The 22427-nt window shown below is 56.7% G+C and carries 22 protein-coding genes; 18 read left to right on the top strand and 4 right to left on the bottom strand.

What is annotated here, in order from left to right; genetic code table 11:
- The first annotated feature begins 92 nt into the window (after nt 1-92).
- Entirely contained in the window at nt 93-1472 is a 1380-nt protein-coding gene (locus tag HMPREF2541_RS06715) for a phosphomannomutase/phosphoglucomutase (RefSeq protein WP_070542488.1), read from the top strand.
- A gap of 102 nt (nt 1473-1574) precedes the next feature.
- Here the strand turns inward: HMPREF2541_RS06715 and HMPREF2541_RS06710 are convergent, their stop codons facing one another.
- Nucleotides 1575-2258, bottom strand: a complete 684-nt coding sequence (locus HMPREF2541_RS06710; protein WP_070542486.1) for an SIMPL domain-containing protein — start codon at nt 2256-2258, stop codon at nt 1575-1577.
- A 139-nt stretch (nt 2259-2397) separates the two neighbouring features.
- Between HMPREF2541_RS06710 and panB the strand changes: the two genes are divergently transcribed.
- From panB to HMPREF2541_RS06695, 3 genes are all read left to right on the top strand, one after another.
- Nucleotides 2398-3192 carry a 3-methyl-2-oxobutanoate hydroxymethyltransferase gene (gene panB, locus HMPREF2541_RS06705; protein ID WP_070542484.1) on the top strand — a complete coding sequence of 265 codons (795 nt, stop codon included), beginning with the start codon at nt 2398-2400 and terminating at the stop codon, nt 3190-3192.
- A 75-nt stretch (nt 3193-3267) separates the two neighbouring features.
- The gene (locus tag HMPREF2541_RS06700) at nt 3268-4050 is read left to right on the top strand and encodes a DeoR/GlpR family DNA-binding transcription regulator (RefSeq protein ID WP_070542482.1); all 783 of its coding nucleotides are present in this window, start codon (nt 3268-3270) and stop codon (nt 4048-4050) included.
- 206 nt (nt 4051-4256) lie between these two features.
- Nucleotides 4257-4676 (top strand): hypothetical protein, encoded by a 420-nt coding sequence (locus HMPREF2541_RS06695; protein ID WP_081253450.1) that lies wholly within the window; start codon nt 4257-4259, stop codon nt 4674-4676.
- A gap of 71 nt (nt 4677-4747) precedes the next feature.
- On the opposite strand, the gene HMPREF2541_RS06690 is transcribed toward HMPREF2541_RS06695, so the two are convergent.
- Both HMPREF2541_RS06690 and cysK read right to left on the bottom strand, forming a co-directional pair.
- Complete coding sequence (locus tag HMPREF2541_RS06690) at nt 4748-5209, bottom strand: hypothetical protein (protein ID WP_003822968.1); 462 nt, start codon at nt 5207-5209, stop codon at nt 4748-4750.
- Nucleotides 5210-5369: 160 nt separating this feature from the next.
- Nucleotides 5370-6308: a cysteine synthase A gene (gene cysK, locus HMPREF2541_RS06685; RefSeq protein WP_064087875.1), complete on the bottom strand. Its 939-nt coding sequence runs from the start codon at nt 6306-6308 to the stop codon at nt 5370-5372.
- 215 nt (nt 6309-6523) lie between these two features.
- On the opposite strand from cysK, the gene HMPREF2541_RS06680 reads away from it, so the two are divergent.
- The 7 genes from HMPREF2541_RS06680 to HMPREF2541_RS06650 all read left to right on the top strand — a co-directional run bounded on the left by HMPREF2541_RS06680 (nt 6524) and on the right by HMPREF2541_RS06650 (nt 13357).
- A complete protein-coding gene (locus HMPREF2541_RS06680) occupies nt 6524-7483 on the top strand; it encodes a beta-ketoacyl-ACP synthase III (RefSeq protein WP_070542480.1) in 960 nt (319 codons plus the stop codon).
- A gap of 182 nt (nt 7484-7665) precedes the next feature.
- Nucleotides 7666-9264 carry a phosphoethanolamine transferase gene (locus HMPREF2541_RS06675; RefSeq protein ID WP_070542478.1) on the top strand — a complete coding sequence of 533 codons (1599 nt, stop codon included), beginning with the start codon at nt 7666-7668 and terminating at the stop codon, nt 9262-9264.
- Nucleotides 9265-9392: 128 nt separating this feature from the next.
- Entirely contained in the window at nt 9393-9890 is a 498-nt protein-coding gene (locus tag HMPREF2541_RS06670; protein ID WP_003822962.1) for a YbhB/YbcL family Raf kinase inhibitor-like protein, read from the top strand.
- A gap of 330 nt (nt 9891-10220) precedes the next feature.
- On the top strand, nt 10221-11438 hold the full coding sequence (locus HMPREF2541_RS06665) for a uracil-xanthine permease family protein (RefSeq protein WP_003822960.1): 1218 nt from the start codon (nt 10221-10223) through the stop codon (nt 11436-11438).
- Nucleotides 11439-11555: 117 nt separating this feature from the next.
- Complete coding sequence (locus HMPREF2541_RS06660) at nt 11556-12077, top strand: DUF3465 domain-containing protein (RefSeq protein WP_049258292.1); 522 nt, start codon at nt 11556-11558, stop codon at nt 12075-12077.
- 192 nt (nt 12078-12269) lie between these two features.
- Nucleotides 12270-12842 (top strand): RDD family protein, encoded by a 573-nt coding sequence (locus HMPREF2541_RS06655; RefSeq protein ID WP_070542476.1) that lies wholly within the window; start codon nt 12270-12272, stop codon nt 12840-12842.
- A 20-nt stretch (nt 12843-12862) separates the two neighbouring features.
- Nucleotides 12863-13357 carry a DUF1841 family protein gene (locus tag HMPREF2541_RS06650; protein WP_070542474.1) on the top strand — a complete coding sequence of 165 codons (495 nt, stop codon included), beginning with the start codon at nt 12863-12865 and terminating at the stop codon, nt 13355-13357.
- A 175-nt stretch (nt 13358-13532) separates the two neighbouring features.
- Here the strand turns inward: HMPREF2541_RS06650 and mgtE are convergent, their stop codons facing one another.
- Nucleotides 13533-14954 carry a magnesium transporter gene (mgtE, locus tag HMPREF2541_RS06645; RefSeq protein WP_003822954.1) on the bottom strand — a complete coding sequence of 474 codons (1422 nt, stop codon included), beginning with the start codon at nt 14952-14954 and terminating at the stop codon, nt 13533-13535.
- Nucleotides 14955-15389: 435 nt separating this feature from the next.
- Between mgtE and ndhC the strand changes: the two genes are divergently transcribed.
- The 7 genes from ndhC to nuoG all read left to right on the top strand — a co-directional run bounded on the left by ndhC (nt 15390) and on the right by nuoG (nt 22425).
- On the top strand, nt 15390-15758 hold the full coding sequence (ndhC, locus tag HMPREF2541_RS06640) for an NADH-quinone oxidoreductase subunit A (RefSeq protein ID WP_003822950.1): 369 nt from the start codon (nt 15390-15392) through the stop codon (nt 15756-15758).
- Entirely contained in the window at nt 15749-16228 is a 480-nt protein-coding gene (locus HMPREF2541_RS06635; protein ID WP_003771161.1) for a NuoB/complex I 20 kDa subunit family protein, read from the top strand. Before ndhC ends, HMPREF2541_RS06635 begins: the two co-directional genes overlap by 10 nt.
- Before the next feature lie 9 nt (nt 16229-16237).
- On the top strand, nt 16238-16828 hold the full coding sequence (locus HMPREF2541_RS06630) for an NADH-quinone oxidoreductase subunit C (protein WP_070542472.1): 591 nt from the start codon (nt 16238-16240) through the stop codon (nt 16826-16828).
- Nucleotides 16818-18074 (top strand): NADH dehydrogenase (quinone) subunit D, encoded by a 1257-nt coding sequence (gene nuoD, locus HMPREF2541_RS06625; RefSeq protein ID WP_070542470.1) that lies wholly within the window; start codon nt 16818-16820, stop codon nt 18072-18074. The genes HMPREF2541_RS06630 and nuoD overlap by 11 nt, the downstream gene beginning before the upstream one ends.
- A complete protein-coding gene (nuoE, locus tag HMPREF2541_RS06620) occupies nt 18074-18547 on the top strand; it encodes an NADH-quinone oxidoreductase subunit NuoE (RefSeq protein WP_070542468.1) in 474 nt (157 codons plus the stop codon). The genes nuoD and nuoE overlap by 1 nt, the downstream gene beginning before the upstream one ends.
- 185 nt (nt 18548-18732) lie before the next feature.
- Nucleotides 18733-20028 carry an NADH-quinone oxidoreductase subunit NuoF gene (nuoF, locus tag HMPREF2541_RS06615; protein WP_070542466.1) on the top strand — a complete coding sequence of 432 codons (1296 nt, stop codon included), beginning with the start codon at nt 18733-18735 and terminating at the stop codon, nt 20026-20028.
- 141 nt (nt 20029-20169) lie between these two features.
- Nucleotides 20170-22425 (top strand): NADH-quinone oxidoreductase subunit NuoG, encoded by a 2256-nt coding sequence (gene nuoG, locus HMPREF2541_RS06610; protein ID WP_070542465.1) that lies wholly within the window; start codon nt 20170-20172, stop codon nt 22423-22425.
- Nucleotides 22426-22427 lie beyond the last annotated feature (2 nt).

Genomic DNA, 22427 nt, shown 5'->3' with positions numbered 1-22427 from the left:
TACTCATGCCCTGCAAGCATGTTGTGGGGCGGTTTTCTGTTTGCCCCTATATTTTCAGGTAGCCCCTATCCCGAACAAACAAAGGAACTCCCATGCCCATTTCCCCCAGCATTTTCAAAGCCTACGATATCCGAGGTATCGTCGGCCAAACCCTCACCGAAGAGGCTGCCGAGCAAATCGGCCGCGCCATCGCTACGCGTGCCGCCCGGCAAGGCCTGCGGCAGATTGCCGTGGGGCGCGACGGCCGGCTCAGCGGCCCGGCATTGCAAGCGGCGCTGATGCGCGGGCTCACCGCAGGCGGGCTGGAGGTGGCCGATGTGGGCATGGTGGCCACGCCCATGCTGTATTTCGCCGCCGTGCGGCATTGTTCCGGCAGCGGTGTGATGATTACCGGCAGTCACAACCCGCCCGATTACAACGGCTTCAAAATGATGCTCAGCGGCAATACCCTGGCCGGGGACAGCATTCAAGAGTTGCGCGGTATCATCGAAGCGCAGGATTTTGTTTCAGGTAGCCCGCAAGGCGGCGTGCGCAGTTTGGATGTGGCAGAAGAGTATATTCAACACATTGCCGGCCATATCCGTCTGAAGCGGCCGTTGAAAATCGCCGTCGATGCCGGCAACGGCGTGGCCGGGGCGTTTGCCGGGCGGCTGTATCATGCGCTGGGTTGCGAAGTGGAAGAACTGTTTTGCGAAGTGGACGGCCATTTTCCCAACCACCATCCCGACCCCGCCAAGCCCGCCAATCTGCAAGACCTCATCCGTGCCGTGCAGGCCGGAGAGGCCGAAGTCGGCCTGGCTTTCGACGGCGACGGCGACCGCCTCGGCGTGGTAACCCGCAGCGGCAGCATCATCTATCCCGACCGCCAGCTGATGCTGTTTGCGCAAGATGTGCTTGGGCGCAACCCCGGCGCGAAAGTGATTTACGACGTGAAATCCACCCGCCTGCTGGCGCCGTGGATTAAGCAGCACGGAGGCGAACCGGTGATGAGCAAAACCGGCCACAGCTTCATCAAAGCCGCCATCAAGCAGCACGGCGCGCTTTTGGCGGGCGAAATGAGCGGGCATGTGTTTTTCAAAGAACGCTGGTTCGGCTTCGACGACGGCCTCTATGCCGGCGCGCGCCTGCTGGAAATCCTTTCAGCCAGCCCCAACCCCAGCGCCGTACTGGAAGCCTTGCCGGAAGGCGTGTCCACTCCCGAATTGAATATCGCCCTGCCCGAAGGCGCCGACGGCCACGCGCTGATTGCCGATTTGGCTCAGGCCGCCCGGTTTGACGGCCTGCAAGAGCTGATTACCATCGACGGCCTGCGCGCCGAATTCGCCGACGGTTTCGGCCTGCTGCGCGCTTCCAATACCACGCCGGTGCTGGTGTTGCGCTTCGAGGGCGATAACCCGGCCGCACTGGCGCGGATTCAGGCGCAGTTCAAAACCCTGGTGGAACAGCACGGCGGCTTGCAGTGGCCGTTGTGAAACCGAGCCGGATAGAGCAAACCGCACCGTGGCAATACGGTGCGGTTTGGTTTTCAGGTAGCCTGATCGTGTTAGGCACACGCCGGCTAGGGTTTTCTGTATTCAATACTGGATTGTGCCGTTTGCGGTTTGCTGCACGGTGCTGCTGCCCGGGCTGTCGAACACGGGCTCGGGGCTGCCTGCTTTTTCATAGGCGGCGGCGCGTGCCATTGCGGGAACGGCCAGGGTTTGTTCGTTTTGCTGCAACGATACTTCCACCACGCGGTAGCCGCTGCCGCCCATGCTGCGGCTGAGGGTGTCGGCGCGTTTGCGGAAGTTCTGCAGGGCTTCGATGGCAAGGCTTTCTTCAATTTGGCGGCGGCTTTCCGGCTTGAGCGAGAAGCCGATGTCGTTGATGGCGGCTTCGTTACTGCTTTCGGCAATCAGCTTGCCGATGGCTTGGAAATCGCTGCCGGAAACGCGCAAGACGGCGATGTCTTCCCAAGGGCGTGCGCCGTTGCGGTAACTTTGGTAGGCGTGGCGGCTTTCCAGCTCCACTTCTGCGCCGGAGAGGCGGCGGGCGCGGCTTTGCAGGATGTTTAAGCGGCGCGTGGTTTCGGCGGCAGCCTGGGCGGGATTGGCGTGGGTGGAGGAAACTTTCAGGTGCACGGTCATCCAATTGTTGGGCACGGTGCGGCTGGCGGTTTCGCTGAATTTGAGCAGGTTGTAGTTGAGCGGCTCGGCGAGTGCAGGGGCAAGGCTGAGGCCGGCCAGCAGGGCGGGCAGGAGGAGGGCGATTTTCTTCATAAGCGTTTTCCTGTGGATTGGGGCAGGGTGATTATAGGGAACAGCCATGCCGAAGGCTACCTGAAAACACTTCGGGTTTGCCTGCGCTCAGGTTTTCAGGTAGCCTTGCGCGCCATCTGATTGTGAATAAGGAAATGCCGTGATTACTGTGAACACTTTGCGCAAAATGAAGCGCGAGGGCGAGAAAATCGCCATGCTCACCTGCTACGAAGCCAGCTTTGCCGCGCTGATGGATGCGGCGGAAGTGGATATGCTGTTGGTGGGCGATTCGCTGGGCATGACGGTGCAGGGGCAGAAATCCACCCTGCCGGTGAGCCTGGCCGATATGTGCTACCACACGGCGGCGGTGGCGCGCGGCAGCAGCAATGCGCTGATCGTGAGCGATTTGCCGTTTGGCGCCTACCAGCAGAGCAAGGAGCAGGCTTTTGCCGCTGCGGCCGAACTGATGGCGGCAGGGGCGCATATGGTGAAGCTGGAAGGCGGCGCCTGGATGGCGGAAACCACCGAGTTTCTGCAGTTGCGCGGCATTCCGGTGTGCGCGCACATCGGGCTCACGCCGCAGTCGGTGCATGTGTTTGGCGGCTATAAGGTGCAGGGCAAGGGCGATGTGGCGGCGCAGGCGTTGCTGAACGATGCGCTGGCGCACGAAAAAGCCGGCGCGGCAGTGGTGCTGATGGAATGCGTGCCTGCCGCTCTGGGCAAACAGATTACCGAAACGCTGGCCTGCCCCACCATCGGCATCGGCGCAGGTGTGGATTGCGACGGGCAGGTGCTGGTGATGCACGATATGCTCGGCGTGTTCCCCGGCCAAACGGCGAAGTTTGTGAAAAACTTCATGCAGGGGCAAGATAGCATTCAGGCGGCAGTGGCGGCTTATGTGCGCGAAGTGAAGGAGAAAACCTATCCTGCGCCGGAGCATACCTTCGCAGCTTGAGGCAGACTAATCAAGTGAGGCTACCTGAAAGCCTCAGCCAAACCATTTCCAATCAATAAAGAAGATAGAGTAACCATGCCGCACCGCACCCCCCGCCGGCAGAAAATCGCCCGGCTTGTGCACGACCACGGCTTTATGTCGGTGGAAGAGCTGGCGCGCAGCCTAAGCGTGACCCCGCAAACCATCCGCCGCGACATCAACGTTTTGTGCGAACACAATATTCTGCGCCGCTACCACGGCGGCGCCGCACCCGGCAGCAGCGTGCAAAACGAAGACTACGACACGCGCAAAAACAAGCTGCAAAGCGAAAAAGCCCACATTGCCGACCTGATTGCCGAGCACATACCCGACAATGTTTCCCTGTTTATGAGCATCGGCACCACCATTGAAGCCGTGGCGCTCGCGCTGGTGAAAAACCATAAAAACCTGTGCATCATCACCAACAATATCCACGTTGCCTCCATCGTGTCCGGCCGGCCGGACTACACCGTCATCATCACCTCCGGCGTGGTGCGGCCGGTGGACGGCGGCATCACCGGCGTGGCCACCATCGATTTCATCAACCAATTCAAAGTGGATTACGCCATCCTTGGCGCCTCCGGCATCGAAGCCGACGGCTCGCTGCTCGATTTCGACTACAAAGAAGTGAGCGTGATGCAGGCCATGATGGCCAACGCCCGCCACTGCTACCTGGCCGTGGACCACAGCAAATTCGGCCGCAACGCCTTGGTGCGCATAGGCGACGTAACCGAATTTCACGCCCTGTTCACCGACGAGCCGCCCAGCGCCGGCCTGTGCAAGAAACTGGACGACGCGGGCGTGCGCTGGCATCTGGCGGCCAAAGAAGGGGAAGAATAGGGCGGCAGGCTACCTGAAAGAGGCTCGGCATCAATTTTCAGGTAGCCTTTGATTAAGCCGATGCGGCTACCTGAAAGCCAAGTTTCAATAAAGCGAAAATGCCGTTTGATGATTGGAAAAACGGTATTTATGCCGCAAGAAACTGGCGGCTGCACCAGCTTTGCAGTATATTTTGCCTAAATTGATTTTGTTACGGAGAACACACCATGTCGATATTGAAAAGGCCGGAAGAAGTGATTATGGCGGTGCTGGGCGCGCTGTTTGTGGTGCTGACTTATGCGGCGGCATCCTATTTCGGCGCGCAGGGGCAAACCGCGCTACTGGTGGCGGCGCTCACGTTGATTGTGCTGCTGCCGGCGTTTTTGCTGTGGCAACGCAACCGCGCGGCCTGGCTGTGGCCCTGCCTGCTCGGCCTGCTGGCCGCTTGCTGGTGGCCGTATTTCGATGCCCGCGGCGAACAATCGCTACCGGTGGGCTTGTTGCAGCAGGATGCCGCAGCTGCGGTTTCAGCCCTGCCTTGGTATGCGGGCTGGACGTTTAAGCTGATCTTCGCCGCGCTGCCGGTGCTGGCGGGGTATGGCTGGATGGTGTATCGGCGCTATTATCGGAAGAAAACACCGGTGTAAACATAGCAGGAATTGGAATAGGAAAAAGGCTACCTGAAGTTTTCAGGTAGCCTTTGCTGATGCTGGCAAGCTTATTTCAGCGGCTGCATATTCATCACTTCCATCAGGAAGTTGGTGAACGCGGGGTTAGCCGGGCGGTTTTGCATATTGGGCCAACGTTGCTGCCAGCCTTGCAGCGCGTTGCGCACGAAGATTTTAGATTGTTCGGGCGTAATACGGCCTTGTTGGCTTTGTACGGCAGAGCGCAGGTAGACTTCATACATGCTGTCGTCCACGCTGTTGCGGCCAACCAAGTTGATGCGGAAGCGGTTGAGCTGCTGCGCGGCCTGGGTTTTGGTCATGCGGCCTTTGTTTACTTCGTAGCCCAAACGGGTGGCCTCATTACGGATTTTAGCCACATCGCCCCAGTGGCTGGCAGCTAGGGTGTACCGGGGTGAGGCCTGTGTGTTTTGGCGTGTGTTGTTGGGGGAAGAAATGAGGTTACAGCCGCCGAGCAGGCCGGCAACGAGGAGGATGGGGATATATTTTTTCATGTTTTGACTTAAGGTAACAGTTCCATTAATGCGGTTAACTATAGGGAAAATCGAGCGTCGGGGCAAGTTTTTGGCGGCTTTCCCGACAAATTTACAACACGCTGGCAGATTAGAGATGCAAGAAAAGCCGCATGGCTGCGGCTTTTGGCGTTGGATTGCCTTAGGAGGCGAGGTCTTCAAACAGCGGGGTGGAAAGATAGCGTTCGCCGTTGGAAGGCAGCACCACTACGATGAGTTTGTCTTTGTTTTCCGGTTTTTTCGCCAGCTCCAAGGCAGCCCAGATGGCGGCGCCGGAAGAGATGCCCACCAAGAGGCCTTCTTTGGCGGCGGCATCGCGGGCGGTATCGAAGGCGGCTTGGTTGGCCACGGTAATCACGCCGTCGTAGATTTCGGTATTCAGGGTTTGCGGCACGAAGCCTGCGCCCAAGCCCTGAATCGGGTGCGGGCCTTTTTCGCCGCCGCTCAATACGGGGGAGGCGGCGGGCTCAACTGCATAGGCTTGCAGTGAGGGTTTGTGTTTTTTCAGCACTTCGCCCACGCCGGTGAGCGTGCCACCGGTGCCCACGCCAGAAACGAAAATATCAACTTGGCCGTCGGTGTCGCGCCAAATTTCTTCGGCGGTGGTGCGGCGGTGGATTTCGGGGTTGGCAGGGTTGTCGAACTGGCGCGGCATAAAGTATTGGCCGGGGTTGGCGTCTACCAGTGCTTGGGCGCGGGCGATGGCGCCGGGCATGCCTTCTGCGCCGGGGGTGAGGATAAGCTCGGCACCGTAGGCGCGCAGCAGCATTTTGCGCTCTTTACTCATGGTTTCCGGCATGGTGATGACCAGTTTGTAGCCCAAGGCGGCGCAAACCATAGCCAGGCCGATACCGGTGTTGCCGCTGGTGGCCTCCACAATAATGGTGTCGGGTTTGATTTGGCCGGCTGCTTCGGCGGCGCGGATCATGGAGATGGCAATGCGGTCTTTCACGCTGCTGCCGGGGTTGAAGTATTCCAGTTTGGCGGCTACTTTGCCGGGCAGGCCTTCGGTGAGGCGGTTGAGGTAAACCAGCGGGGTGTTGCCGATTAAATCAACGATGTTGTTGGCGATATTGCTCATTAGGTGCTCCTGTGAAGTGTGAATTGGATACGGTGCGCATGATAATGGCAAAGCCGCAGGCAAACAAATAATTTGTTTTTGTATCTTTATATTAAAAAGGCATATGCAATGGCGGTATTTCGCATGAAGTTTGGATAAATCATGAGACAAACCCGTCGGAAATCTTTAAAATACGCCGTTTCCCAGCAGTAGATTAACTCTAAAGTGACACACTCATGACCTACGCCAAAATCCTCGGCACCGGCAGCTACCTGCCGGCCAAAACACTCAGCAACCACGACCTGGCCAAAATTGTAGACACTTCAGACGAGTGGATTACCACCCGTACTGGCATCAAAACCCGCCATATCGCCGCCGACAACGAAAAATGCAGCGACTTGGCTGTAGCCGCCGCGCAAAACGCGCTGGAAGCCGCAGGGGTGGATGCAGCCGAAATTGATTTGATTGTCGTGGCCACTTCCACGCCCGATATGCAGTTCCCCGCCACTGCCACCATCGTGCAGCAGAAGCTCGGTATCAGCGGCTGCCCCGCGTTCGACGTGCAGGCCGTGTGTGCCGGCTTTATGTATGCCATCACCACCGCCAATGCCTACATTAAAAGCGGTATGGCCAAAAAAGCCTTGGTCATCGGCGCCGATGTGTTCAGCCGCATCATGGACTGGACCGACCGCCGCACCTGCGTGCTGTTCGGCGACGGCGCCGGCGCCGTGGTGCTCGGTGCATCCGACGAGCCAGGCATCCTGCACAGCAAACTCTTGGCCGACGGCAACTACGGCTACCTGCTGCAAACCCCCGGCCAGATTGCCAACGGTGCTGTTTGCGGCACACCGTTTTTACAGATGGACGGCCCCGGCGTATTCAAATTCGCCGTGAAAGCGCTGGCCAAAGTGGCCGAAGACGTGATTGCCGAAGCCGGCCTCACTCCTGAGCAAATCGATTGGCTGGTGCCGCACCAGGCTAACTACCGCATTCTGGAAAGCACCGCCAAACACCTCAAGCTCGGCATGGACAAAGTGGTGCTTACTGTGCAGGATCACGGTAACACCTCCGCTGCCTCCATCCCCCTCGCCCTCGACTGGGGTGTACGCCAAGGCAGCATCCAGCGCGGCCATACCCTGCTTTTGGAAGGCATCGGCGGCGGCTTCGCCTGGGGTGCGGTGCTGGTGAAATATTAAGCTTGCAGCTGCCTGTTAGCACTAAGAAAGGCTACCTGAAACTTTCAGGTAGCCTTTTGGTTTCCAAACAACGCTTCCACAGGCTGTCTGAGTATGAAGTGCGACGCTATAGGTGCGTCGGCAGACAAGGCTGTGCGGCTTTGTAGTAAAATCTGCCGTTTTGTTTTCAGGTAGCCTTTACCATGATGAAGATAATGCGCTCGCCCGTTTCCCTGTTTGCACTCAATATTGTGCTTACGCTGTATTTGTTTGCATTAAACCTGTTTTCCAATCATGGAATGGTGGAAATTCAAGCAGCGGTGTGGCCCGCGTTGGTGCTGCTGGCGCTGGGTTGGCTGCTGGCATTAGTGCACCGATGGCCATTCAAATTATTTTGGACGCTGAACCTGCTGGCGGGTTCGGTGGCGGTGTTTGCCAAAAGCCAATACCGCATCTTGATTACTGAAGATATCTTGCTCAGCGCGCTCATCAGTGAAAATGATTTGACGGCAGAAATGATTTCAGTAAAGTCGGCGTGTTTTGTGCTGGTGTTCGGCTTGTTGCCGGTACTGCTGTTGTGGCGGCAGCGCATTCGGCAGGTGGGCTGGCGCCGGCACCTGGCCTGCTGCGGCTTGGCTTCATTGGCGGCACTGCTGGCGGTGTTCGGCCTGTTTCAATATAAGGGCTACCACTTCCGCGGCAAAGGCAGCATCCGCGACAGCCGCTTTATGGGCGATGTGCTGCGCTTTTCTCCTTTGGATGTGTATTACAACGGCCAGAGGGCGCGCAAATCTGTTCGGGATATGAAGCGCAATTATGCCGGAGTGGAACGGATGCCGCAGAAATACCGTTATCTCGATCAAAAAGACGATTTGCTGGTAGTGTTTGTGATTGGCGAAAGCACGCGTGGCGACCGTTTTTCGCTCAATGGCTACTCGCGCAACACCAACCCGCAGCTTGCCGCCATTCCCAATCTTTACAGCTTCAAAAATGCCCAATCTTGCGACACGCTGACTGTAAATTCGCTCAATTGCCTTTCTTCGCCCATGTTGAAAAGCAGCCCCGACCGCACCCCGCGCCAATCCTCATTTGGCGAGGTGTTCCGCTCATTGGGCTATCGTAGCGAAATCTATTCGCTGCAAACCCTGTCCGGTTTCTACAGTTATATGGGCTACGACAGGCTGGTGAGTAAATACCAAATTGTGGCCGAGCAGCAATCCGGTGCCTGGGATGCGGCGCTGTTGCCTTATATGCGGCAATCGGTGGCGCAGTATCGCGGCGGCAAAATGCTGTTGGTGCTGCACACTTTGGGTTCGCATCAAACTTATGCTGACCGCATCCCGCCGCACCACCGCGTGTTCACTCCCTATTGCACCAACCCCGATGTATCGCATTGCAGCAAGGCCGAATTAGACAATGCCTACGACAACACGGTGCTGGGTGTGGACGAACTGCTGGCGGAAACCATCAAATCGCTGTCCGATAAGCGGGCGCTGCTGATTTACGTGTCCGACCACGGCGAATCGCTGGGCGAAAACGGCGATTATTTCCACGGCAAGCCAGTGAATATCGCGCCCAAAGAGCAGTTCTCCATCCCTTTTGTGGTGTGGTTTTCCGAAAGCTATCGGCAAAGCCCCGAGGGCAAAGTGCTAGCCGAACGGGTGGCACAAGCTGTTAAGGATGAGCGCGCGGTTTCACACGACAATATCTTCCACACTGTTTTAGGTTGCGCCGGCATCACCTCGCCAGATGGCGGCATCGATCCGCATCTGGATATTTGTGCTGCCGATACCGGCAACTAATTTCAACTTTTTGCCCGCAGCGATTAAGGCTACCTGAAAACGGATTTTCAGGTAGCCTTTATGTATTTTGAAGAAATTCATGTGTTCGCTATAATCGGTTATCCCAGAGCCTAACCGGAGGAATTACCATGAAAGTCAGCACTTCCGCCATCCAAAACGGCGCATTCGCCGACCGCTTCGGCAAACGTGGCAGCCAATTCAGCCCCAATGGCATGCCTACTTATTCCATCCCGTTTGAAATCAGCGATGCCCCGCCCGAAACCCAATCTTTCGCCGTGGTGTTGGAAGATAAAGATGCCATTACCGCCAGCGGCTTCGTGTGGGTGCACTGGCTGATTGCCGACCTCACCCGCACTTCCGTGCCGGAAAACGACAGCCAAACGGCACAAGATTATGTGCAGGGCGCTAACAGCTGGGCCAGCGTGTTGGGGCAGCTCGATTTGGAAGAAGCCTCCGCTTATGGCGGCATGGCACCGCCCAACTGCCGCCACCGTTATGAATTGTTTGTGTATGCGCTCGACACCAAGCTTAACCTGCCGCAAGGTTTCCGCTACAACGACCTGCACTTCGCCATGCGCGGGCATATCTTGGCCGAAGCTTATGCAGTGGGCACTTATGATGTGTGAAATGAAGCGGTGAACAAAGGCTACCTGAAAACGCAACGCCGTTGCTGCGCAGCTAAAAGTTTCAGGTAGCCTTTTGTATGCCTACGTGTGGGGGACACAGTGTGTTCCTACCGGTTTCAGGTAGCCTCCCAACGGCATGGCAGGCTACCTGAAAACTATATGGCGGATTGACTTGGCTTGGGTTGCAGCATTGTCTTGCCTTCCCTTTTGCCGGAGTGGTTTTGAGCCAGCAGGATTTTCATATTTTCAGGTAGCCCAAGCGATGCGGACGCACAGGCTCTCGGGTATAATCCAGTCTGTTTTGCCGACTGAATTTTTCGAGGAGGAGACATGTTCCAATCTTTTAAAACCGCAGTGGCGGGGGCGCAGATTTTGTTTGTGGCCTTCGGCGCAATGGTGCTGGTGCCGCTGCTCACAGGGTTGAACCCGGCGATGGCGCTGTTGGGCGCGGGCATCGGTACGCTGCTGTTTCAGGCGCTGACCGGCCGCAAGGTGCCGATTTTTCTGGGTTCGTCGTTTGCGTTTATCGCGCCGATTATCTATGCCATGCAGGAATGGGGCATGGGCGGCACGATGTTCGGGTTGTTTGCGGCGGGCTTTATGTATTTTGTGTTTGCCGCGCTGATTAAGTATTTCGGGCTGCCGATGGTTAGCCGATTGCTGCCGCCGGTTGTGATCGGGCCGGTGATTATGGTGATCGGGCTTTCGGTGGCGGTGGTGGCCAGCAGCATGGCGATGGGCCAGGCCGGCGGCAATCAGGTGCTGGATTACACCCATTCGCTGTTGCTTTCCGGCTTTACCTTTGCGGTAACCGTGATGGTGGCGGTGTTCGGCAGCAAGATGATGAAGCTGGTGCCGATTTTAATCGGGGTGGCGGCCGGCTATTTGATGGCCTTAGCCATGGGTATGGTGGATACCGCGCCGATTGCGGCCGCGCCGTGGTTTGCCGTGCCGCATTTTCATTCTCCGCAGGTGAATTGGCAGGCCGCGCTGTTTATGCTGCCGGTGGCGATTGCGCCGGCGATTGAGCATATCGGCGGCATCATGGCTATCGGCAAGGTAACCGGCAAGGATTATGCCGCCGAGCCGGGGCTGCACAGAACGCTGGCCGGCGACGGCTTGGGCGTGTGCGTGGCCGGCCTGATCGGCGGCCCGCCGGTAACCACTTACGGCGAGGTAACGGGCGCGGTGATGCTCACCAAAAACAGCAATCCGGCCATCATGACTTGGGCGGCCATCTTCGCCATCTGCATGGCATTTTTCGGCAAATTCAATGCTTTCCTGGCCTCGATTCCGCTGCCGGTGATGGGCGGGGTGATGATTCTGCTGTTCGGCACGATTGCTTCGCTGGGGCTGAAAACGCTGATCGATGCGCAGGTAAACCTGATGCAGCCGAAAAACCTGGTGATTGTGAGCTCGGTGCTCACCGTGGGCGTGGGCGGCATGGAAATGAAGCTGGGCAGTTTCAGCTTTGCCGGTGTGGGCTTATGCGCACTGCTGGCGATTCTGCTGAGCCTGCTCTTGCCCGATGTGCGGCATGACGATTAATCTGTTTGAGGCTACCTGAAAACGGAGCTTCCGAAGGGCGCGGAGTTTCTGCGAAGCTAAAACGCAGCTTTCATAAGCTCAAACTTTCAGGTAGCCTGCTAACTAATTCAAACAACAATGAATAAGAAACAAAACAAATGGCTGTGGCTCTTGGTGTTGCTCGGCATCGCCGCCTATTTCCACTTTGCCGAACAGTCAAAATCCAAGCCGGAGCAGGGCGCGGCACGGCCGCAAACCGCCGTAGTCGAGCAGGCGCGTACGCCACGCCAAAACGCTACCCAACCCTCTGCCAAGACGGCAGCAGATGGCGCTGAACTGATTGCCCAAGCCTTTGCCGAGCAGCGCAGCGATGTGCAGGTGAGCGGCAGCGGCAAAGTGCACCGCACTCTGCCCGACGACACTCAAGGCTCGCGCCACCAGCGTTTCATCATGAAACTCTCCAACGGCCAAACCGTATTGGTGGCGCACAATATCGACCTCGCGCCGCGTATTCCGCGTTTGCAGCGCGGCGACACGGTGGGCTTTTCCGGCGAATACGAATATAACGCCCAAGGCGGCGTGATCCACTGGACGCACCACGACCCGGCCGGCCGCCATGCGGATGGCTGGCTGGAACATAATGGGCAGCGCTATCAGTAGCAGCATTTTAGAGTTGAAATAACGAGTTCTTCATACCAGCGGCAAGTCGCAGACAGTACAAGCAGTACGGCAAGGCGAGCCAACGTAGTAGGAAGATGAAGTATTTCAGCTATAGGCTACCTGAAAACAGCGGGAGGCAGCTTTCAGGTAGCCCCATAAGCAAACCGTCAGACTAATTAGAAAGGAAAAATCATGCGGGATTTTCGTAAACCAAATTTCAATAGTCAGATAGGTGAAGAGATCAAACAAGTTTTCCGCTCTGCTGTGTTGGAAGACGAAGTGTTTGATGAAGACGGCATTAATGTGGAGCTGGCGGCGCCGTGGCGGCGGATAGCGGCTGTGGCATTGAACCTATTGATGATGCTGGTGATTACAGTCGGCATCGGCTTCATTGTCGGCCTAATCGGCAGTCTGTTGGACCGCAATTTCGGCAATCCTGCCCTCATCGGCTACGGCACGATGCTTGCCTATGTGGTCGGGCAGGCCATGTTGATGGTCAATAGCGGGCAGAGCATGGGCAAACGCATTATGGGCATCCGAGTGATTGGCGAAGACGGCAGCGAGCCCAGCCTGGTGCAATACCTTCTGTTGCGCGAAGCCGCCATCTTGCTGCCGCTGGCTATCTTGCTGAAATTCCTCCCGCTTATCGGTGGTATGCTCTCCTTGGTAGTGGCCGCGGCCTGCATCCTGATGATGTTTATGGAAGACGGTAACCGCCGCACCGGGCAGGATATGCTGGCCAAAACCTTGGTTATCCGCGATTAAGTGCCAAAGGCTACCTGAAAATGTATGACGTAAACACCCACGACGTGCGCCGCTTTTTTGCCGACGTATGGCGGCAACGCCTTGCCCCGCTGCAACTGGACAGACTCCAGCAAAAAGCCCTGCGCATCATCGAAGCCCACCCCGAATACCACCATTATCTCGACAATATCGAACGCTATCTCGACCACAACTGGACGCCGGAGCAGGGCGAAACCAATCCCTTCCTGCATCTGTCGCTGCATCTTTCGATACAAGAGCAAAGCGATATCGACCAACCGCCCGGCATCCGCGCCATCCACCACGAGCTGCAAGGCCGCTATGCCGGAGACTGGGTGCGTGCCGAACACGATATGATGGACGCGCTGGCCGAAACCATTTGGAGCGCGCAACGCACCGGGCAGGGGCTGGATGTAAACCTCTACATGACCCGCCTGCGCCAACTGGTCGGCTTGGGGCAAGAAGACCAGGCCCGCCTTAATCCGCACGAAGTAGCAAAGATGGAAACGGGGCAGTAGTCAAACTGGAGTAGTAAAGCGAAAGGCTACCTGAAAGTGCCGAAAGGTTTTCAGGTAGCCTTTTTAAAATTGAAGCGCTTGATAGCCGCATGGCGGACTAAGATATTGTTGTTAAACTTTCAGGTAGCCTCTGTGTTGCGGCAAGAGGCTACCTGAAATTTTTAATGGATGGGTATTAAAGCAAAAAGATTGTAGCCAGTCCGAGGAAAATCAGGAAGCCGCCGGAGTCGGTAACGGCGGTAATCAGTACCGAGCTGCCCAGTGCCGGATCGCGGCCGAGTTTATCCATGATTACCGGAATCAGCACGCCCACGGTGGCGGCGAGCAGCAGGTTTAGCGTCATGGCGGCTACCATCACCAGGCCGATGCCGATGTTTTTATACAGCAGCCAGGCCACCACGCCCATCACGCCGCCCCAAATCACGCCGTTGATCAGCGCCACCCCCACTTCTTTGCGCAACAGGTGCAGCGCCTGGCTACCTGAAAGCTGCCCCATGGCCATAGCGCGCACAATCATGGTGATGGTTTGGTTGCCGGAGTTACCGCCGATACCGGCCACAATCGGCATTAGAGCGGCCAGGGCGACAATTTGGGCAATGCTGCCTTCGAATGCGCCGATTACACGGCTGGCGAGAAAGGCGGTGCAGAGGTTCACGGCCAGCCACATCCAGCGGTTTTTCACGGAGTCAAGCACGGGAGCGAACAGGTCTTCGTCTTCCTGCAAACCGGCCATGTTCAACATATCCGCTTCGGTTTCTTCACGAATCACGTCCACCATTTCGTCCACGGTCAGGCGGCCGATAAGCTTACCATCGGCATCGGTCACGGGCGCGGTTACCAAGTCGTAACGCTCAAACGCCTGCGCGGCTTCTTCGGTGTTGTCTTCGGGGCGGAAGCGCACAATGTCGCGCGCCATGATGTGCTCAACGATTTCGTCGGGGTCGGCCACGAGGAGCTTGCGGATGGGCAACACGCCTTGCAAGACGTCGTTTTCGTCGACCACAAAGATTTTGTCGGTGTGGTCGGGCAGGCTCTCGAAGCGGCGTAGGTAGCGCATCACCACTTCGCAGGTAACATCGGCACGGATGCTCACCAGCTCGAAGTCCATGATGGCGCCCACTTGGTCGTCGGCAAACGACATGGAGGCCTGTACTTTGGCGCGTTCGTCTTCATCCAATGATTGCAGGGCTTCGGCCACGACTTGGCGCGGCAGGTCGTCGGCCAGCTCGGCTAAGTCGTCCACGTCCATATCTTCCACGGCGGCCAGGATTTCCTGCCGCTCCATGTTTTCAATCAGAGATTCGCGAACCGCATCAGATACTTCAAGCAGAATGGTGCCGTCGCTCTCCGGTTCCACCAGTTTCCACACCAATAAGCGCGACTGCAGCGGCAGCGATTCAAGCACGGCGGCAATATCGGCCGGATGCAGCTCGTGCAGAATTTCGATGAGTTCGGCCAGGCAGCTGTTGAGATAGGGATTATCCAGCACGCTGTCGGGCCGGATGGTGTTGGACACGGGCAGCAGGGCATCGGCCAATTCGTGAATACGGCCGGTGTCGATCTGCGGTTGTTCGGAAGAGGGCAGTAGGGTAGGCATGCGCACTCCTTACCGTGCATCACGGTAATGGCGCACGGGAGAAATCAGGAAGAATAAATAAGGTAAAACAGAATCTTTTGGGAACCGGAAGGATCCATAAATTTGAAGCCCCAATCTGGCATCAATAGCAAACCGCCGCATTCTACACGCTTTTGCACTGAGGCGACAAACTGCTTTCAGGTAGCCTGCGGCTGGGAAACCATGCTCCATATCCATATATTTTATACGGCTAAACTTATGGCATTGATTTAAATCAAAACTCTGTGAAGAGGTGTGATTCTTACCAGCACTATTTTAATATCGAAAATTATTATCATTATAATATAATGATAATATTGTGCTTTTTAGTCTGTTTATTTTGAATACGGAAAAAAATTTGGTTACAATACGCGTTGGTTTTACCTGCATTTTTATGTCTATTTCCGAGTGCAAACCATGTTGGCTAACTATTTTCCCGTTTTTGTCTTTATTTTGGTCGGCCTGATTGCTGGTGTGCTGTTTATCCTGCTCGGCACGCTGCTGGGCTCCAAACGTCACTATGCCGAAAAAGACCAGCCGTTCGAGTGTGGCTTCGAGGCGTTTGAAAACGCGCGCATGAAGTTTGACGTGCGTTATTACTTGGTGGCGATTTTGTTCATCCTGTTTGATTTGGAAGTGGCATTTATGATTCCGTGGGCAGTGGTGTTCAAAGATTTGCTGGCGCAGTCGGGACAGTTTGCCTTCTGGTCGATGTTTGTCTTCATCGTTGTGCTCGGTGTGGGTTTTGTATACGAGTGGAAAAAAGGAGCGCTGGAATGGGAGTAGAAGGCATTCTGAACAAGGGGTTTATCACCGCCAGCGCGGATACCGTGCTCAACTATGTGCGTACCGGCTCGCTGTGGCCGGTAACTTTCGGTTTGGCCTGTTGCGCAGTAGAGATGATGCATGCCGGTATGGCGCGTTACGACCTCGACCGCTTCGGTATTATTTTTCGTCCGTCACCGCGCCAATCCGATTTGATGATTGTGGCCGGTACGCTCACCAATAAAATGGCACCCGCCCTGCGTCGCGTGTACGACCAGATGGCCGAGCCGCGTTGGGTGTTGTCGATGGGTTCGTGCGCCAACGGCGGCGGTTATTATCATTATTCCTATTCTGTGGTGCGCGGTTGCGATCGTGTGGTGCCGGTAGACGTGTATGTGCCCGGCTGCCCGCCGACTGCCGAAGCCTTGATTTACGGCCTGATTCAGCTTCAGGGCAAAATTAAGCGCACTTACACCATTGCCCGCAACTAGGAGCGCACCATGCACCCGAAAGATTTATACAGCGCGGCACAGCGCATCTTGGATGGCAAGGCGGATAAAGTATTGTTGGCTTTGGATGAAGTAACTGTCGAATGCCGCCCCGAACACTATCTCGATATTATGCAAATCCTGCGCGACCACGAAGAAATGCACTTTGAGCTCTTGGTGGATTTGTGCGGTGTCGATTACAGTACTTATAAAAACGAACCTTGGTCCGGTAAACGCTTTGCTGTGGTCAGTCAGCTGTTATCTGTGAAGAATAATCAGCGCATCCGCGTGCGCGTGTGGGCGGAAAACGACGATTTCCCGTTGGTTCAATCCGTTATCAATATTTACAACAGTGCTGACTGGTACGAACGTGAAGCCTTTGATATGTACGGCATCGTTTTCGAAAACCACCCCGACCTGCGCCGCATCCTTACCGACTACGGCTTTGTCGGCCACCCCTTCCGCAAAGATTTCCCCATTTTCGGCTATGTTGAAATGCGTTACGACGAAACCGAAAAACGCGTTATCTATCAGCCTGTAACCATCGAGCCGCGCGAAATTACCCCGCGCGTCGTCCGCGAGGAGAACTACGGTGGCCACTAAACTCAGAAACTACACCATCAACTTCGGCCCGCAGCACCCTGCCGCCCACGGCGTATTACGCATGATTTTGGAGCTGGAAGGCGAAACCATCGTCCGCGCCGACCCGCACATCGGCTTGCTGCACCGCGGCACCGAAAAACTGGCCGAAACCCGCACCTACCTGCAAGCCCTGCCGTATATGGATAGACTGGACTACGTCTCCATGATGGTAAACGAACAGGCCTACTGTCTCGCTATCGAAAAACTGCTCGGCATCGACATCCCCATTCGCGCCAAATACATCCGCACCATGTTTGCGGAAGTAACCCGCATCCTCAACCACTTGATGGGCATCGGCTCGCACGCCCTCGACATCGGTGCGATGACTGCCATCCTCTATGCCTTCCGCGATCGTGAAGAGCTGATGGATTTGTATGAGGCCGTTTCCGGTGCGCGCATGCACGCTGCCTACTTCCGCCCCGGCGGCGTATACCGCGACCTGCCCGACTTCATGCCCAAATATGAAGCCAGCAAATTCCGCAATGCCAAAGTGTTGAAAGAGCTCAACGAAGCCCGCGAAGGCACCATGCTCGACTTCATTGAAGCCTTCTGTAAACGATTCCCCGGCCGCATCGACATCCTCGAAACCCTGCTGACTGATAACCGCATCTGGAAACAGCGTACTGTCGGCATCGGCGTGGTTTCCCCCGAGCGTGCCCTGCAAAAAGGCTTTACCGGCGTGATGCTGCGTGGTTCGGGCATTGAATGGGACGTGCGCAAAAAAGAACCCTACGAAGTCTACGATAAAATGGATTTCGACATCCCTGTTGGCGTAAACGGCGACTGCTACGACCGCTATCTCTGCCGCATCAATGAAATGCGCCAATCCGTGCGCATTATCCAGCAGTGTGTTGATTGGCTGCGTGTTAATCCCGGCCCCGTCATCGTGGATGACCACAAAGTCGCACCGCCCAAACGCACCGAAATGAAAACAGGTATGGAAGACCTGATTCACCATTTCAAATTGTTTACTGAAGGCATGCACGTGCCCGAAGGCGAAACCTATACCGCCGTGGAACACCCCAAAGGCGAATTCGGCGTTTACATTATTTCAGATGGTGCCAACAAACCCTACCGCCTGAAAATCCGCGCCCCCGGCTTCGCCCATCTGCAAGGCATGGACGAAATGGCCAAAGGCCATATGCTGGCCGACGTCGTTGCCATCATCGGCACGCAAGACATCGTATTCGGAGAGGTAGACCGCTAATGTTATCCGCAGAATCCTTGAAACAAATCGATATCGAACTGGCCAAATACCCGGCTGACCGCCACCGTTCCGCCATCATGGGTGCACTGCGTATTGCGCAAACCGAAAAAGGCTGGCTCGCCCCCGAAACCATCGAATTTGTTGCCGACTACATCGGTATCCCTCCCGTGCAGGCCTATGAAGTTGCTACCTTTTACAATATGTACGACCTCAAGCCTGTCGGCAAATACAAACTCACTGTCTGCACCAACCTCCCTTGCGCCCTGCGCGGCGGTGTGGATGCCGGCGAATATCTAAAGAAAAAACTCGGCATCGGCTACGGCGAAACCACACCCGACGGCAAATTCACCCTGGTTGAAGGCGAGTGCATGGGTGCATGCGGCGATGCCCCCGTGATGCTGCTGAACAACCACAAAATGTGCAGCTTCATGACTGAAGAGGCGATTGAGGCTAAACTCGCTGAATTGGGTTAGAGGCTACCTGAAACCGTAAAGGCCGTCTGAAAAACCAACGCAGGCCGCCCCGAAACCGAACAGGAAGAAAACAGAAAACCCTTTTCAGACGGCCTAACAGGCTACCTGAAAAACACCGCAATATTGACAGGCCGTCTGAAACCGACAAGGCCGCAGCAGAAACCGAAACACATAGGCACACCAAAATGGCTATTTACCAATCAGGCGTGATTTTTGACCAAGTGGATACCGCCAATCCCGATTGCTGGACGCTGGACGAATACGTCAAACGCGGCGGCTACACCGCCCTGCGTAAAATTCTGGCCGAAAAAACGCCGCAAGACGACGTGATTGCCGAAGTCAAAACTTCCGGCCTGCGCGGGCGCGGCGGTGCCGGCTTCCCGTCCGGCCTGAAATGGAGCTTCATGCCCCGTTCCTTCCCCGGTGAAAAATACATCGTCTGCAACACCGACGAAGGCGAACCCGGCACCTTTAAAGACCGCGATATCATCCGTTTCAATCCGCATGCTTTAATTGAAGGCATGATTATCGGCGGCTATGCCATGGGCGCGTGTGCCGGTTACAACTATATTCACGGCGAAATCTTTGAAGGCTATCAACGCTTTGAAGCCGCTCTGGCTGAAGCCCGGGAAGCAGGCTTCCTTGGCAAAAACATCCTGGGCAGCGGCTTCGATTTCGAACTCTTCGCCCACCACGGGTACGGCGCATACATCTGCGGTGAAGAAACCGCGCTGCTTGAATCGCTCGAAGGCAAAAAAGGCCAGCCGCGCTTCAAGCCCCCGTTCCCGGCTTCGTTCGGTTTGTTCGGCAAACCCACCACCATCAACAACACCGAAACTTTCGCCTCTGTTCCGTTTATCATCCGCGACGGCGGTCAAACCTTTGCCGATAAAGGCATTCCCAGCGCAGGGGGCACCAAACTCTTCTCTGTGTCCGGCCACGTTGAACGCCCGGGTAACTACGAAGTGCCGCTCGGCACGCCCTTTGCCGACCTTTTGGCCATGGCAGGCGGCGTACGCGGTGGTAAAAAGCTGAAAGCCGTTATCCCGGGCGGTTCCTCTTCGCCCGTTATTCCCGGCGACATGATGATGACCCTCACCATGGACTACGATGCCATCTCCAAAGCGGGTTCCATGCTCGGTTCCGGCGCGGTTATCGTGATGGATGAAGACGTGTGCATGGTTAAGGCATTGGAAAGATTGAGCTACTTCTACTTCGAAGAATCCTGCGGCCAATGCACCCCCTGCCGCGAAGGCACCGGCTGGCTCTACCGCATCGTCCACCGCATCGTAAACGGCCAAGGCCGCATGGAAGACCTCGAACTCTTAGAAAGCATCGGCAACAACATGGCCGGCCGCACCATCTGCGCCCTCGCCGATGCCGCCGTCTTCCCCGTGCGCGGCTTCATGAAGCACTACCGCGACGAATTCGTCCACTACATCGAACACGGCAAACCGATGAAAGAGCACAAGTGGTGCTAGCTGCCGGAATAATTGGGCTACCTGAAAGCAAAAAGGCCGTCTGAAAACAGGCTGCCTGAAAAACAGCCCGCAGGCCGCCGCCTTTTTTCAGACGGCCTCACAACGAAAAATTTTAAATACCCGTAACGTAGGAAATACACCATGTTACAAATCAGCATTGACGGTAAGGAAGTATCGGTAGAGCAGGGCGCGACCGTGATTGAAGCGGCGCAGAAGCTCGGCACCTACATCCCCCACTTCTGTTACCACAAAAAACTTTCCATCGCCGCCAGCTGCCGCATGTGCCTGGTGGAAGTGGAAAAAGCGCCCAAGCCGCTGCCTGCCTGCGCCACGCCGGTAACAGACGGCATGGTGGTGCATACCCATTCCAAAATGGCCAAGCAAGCGCAGGAAGGCGTGATGGAATTCCTGCTCATCAACCACCCGCTCGACTGCCCCGTGTGCGACAAAGGCGGTGAATGCCAGCTGCAAGATTTGGCCGTCGGCTACGGCAAATCCACCACCCGCTACACCGAAGCCAAACGCGCCGTGGTGGCCAAAGACATGGGTCCGCTGATTTCCACTCGGGAAATGAGCCGCTGCATCCACTGCTCCCGCTGTGTGCGTTTCACCGAAGAAATCGCCGGTAATCAGGAAATCGGCATCGCCAACCGCGGCGAACATTCCGAAATCCTCACCTTCATCGGCCGCGCCGTGGAAACCGAACTTTCCGGCAACGTTATTGACCTCTGCCCCGTGGGCGCGCTCACCAGCAAACCTTTCCGTTTCAACGCCCGCTCCTGGGAATTGAACCGCCGCAAATCCGTGTCCGCCCACGATGCATTGGGCAGCAACCTGATCGTGCAAACCAAAGAACACACCGTGCGCCGCGTGCTGCCGCTGGAAAACGAAGCCATCAACGAATGCTGGCTGTCCGACCGCGACCGCTTCGCCTACGAAGGCCTGAACCACGAAAGCCGTCTGAAAAACCCGAAAATCAAACAAGGCGGCGAATGGATCGATGTGGACTGGCAAACCGCGCTCGAATACGTGCGCAACGGCATCGAGTGCATCGCCAAAGACGGCAACCAAGAGCAAATCGGCTTTTGGGCCAACCCCATGAACACGCTGGAAGAACTCTATCTGGCGAAAAAACTGGCCGATGGCATCGGCAGCCGCCACTTCGCCACCCGCCTGCGCGAACAAGACGGCCGTCTGAAAGGTACGTTGGCAGGCGCGCAATGGCTGGGCTGCAATATCGCCGACCTTTCCGATGCTGAAGCCGTACTGGTGGTGGGTGCGAACCTGCGCCAAGAGCAGCCGCTGCTGACCGCCCGCCTGCGCGTGGCCGCCAACCAAGGCAGCAAAATCAGCGTGGTGGCCGCGCGTAAAGAACAACTGCATATGCCCTTGGCCGCACAGGAAACCCTGCATCCGAACCAATGGGCAGGCTACCTGAAAAATCTCGCCGCTGATGCCGCCAACCCGATTCACGCCGGTTTGAAAGACGCGGAAAAAGCCGCCGTCCTGCTCGGCGCGGAAGCGCAAAACCACCCCGACTACGCCGCAATTTACGCCGCCGCCCAAAGGCTGGCCGAACAAACCGGCGCGTCATTCGGCATCCTGCCGCAGGCTGCCAACAGCGTGGGGGCGGATTTGCTGAACGCCGACAGCGGCAGCATTGCCGAAATGATTGCCGCGCCGAAACAGGCCGTGCTGTTGCTCAACGTTGAGCCGGAAGCCGACGTGGCTGGCGGAGTCGCCGCCGTGGCCGCGCTGAAACAGGCCAAGAGCGTGATGGCGTTCACCCCGTTCGTCAGCGATACCTTGCTTGACGTGTGCGACGTGCTGCTGCCGATTGCCCCGTTCACCGAAACTTCCGGTAGCTTCGTCAATATGGAAGGCCGTCTGCAATCCTTCCACGGCGTAGTAAAAGGCCTGGGCGAAAGCCGCCCGCTGTGGAAAATCCTGCGCGTGCTGGGCAATTTGCTGGAGCTGGAAGGTTTCGAATACGACAGCAGCGAGCAAATCCTGCACGATGCGCTGGATGCCCAAAGGCTACCTGAAAAACTGAACAACCGCAGCAGCTGGCAGGGCGAAGCCGCACCCGCCGCCGCAGGCCTGATCCGCACCGGCGGCGTGGGCATCTACCACACCGACGCCATCGTGCGCCGCGCCGAAGCCCTGCAGCAAACCTCGCACGCCCAAGTGCCGCCTGCCCGCGTCCACCCTGATACGCTGGCCGCGCTCGGTTTGGCTGACGGCGCAACTGCCGAAGCCGTGCAGAACGGCAGCCGCGTGCGCGTAACCGTAATGGCCGACAACACTTTGCCGCCCAATGTCGTCCACCTGCCGCAGCATCCGGCCAACGCCGCGCTGGGCGGGCTGATGAACGCGATTGAACTGGAAGGAGTCTGATG

This window comes from Eikenella sp. HMSC061C02, assembly GCF_001809035.1.
GTDB lineage: Bacteria > Pseudomonadota > Gammaproteobacteria > Burkholderiales > Neisseriaceae > Eikenella > Eikenella corrodens.
This window is presented reverse-complemented; position numbering and strand designations above follow the sequence as displayed.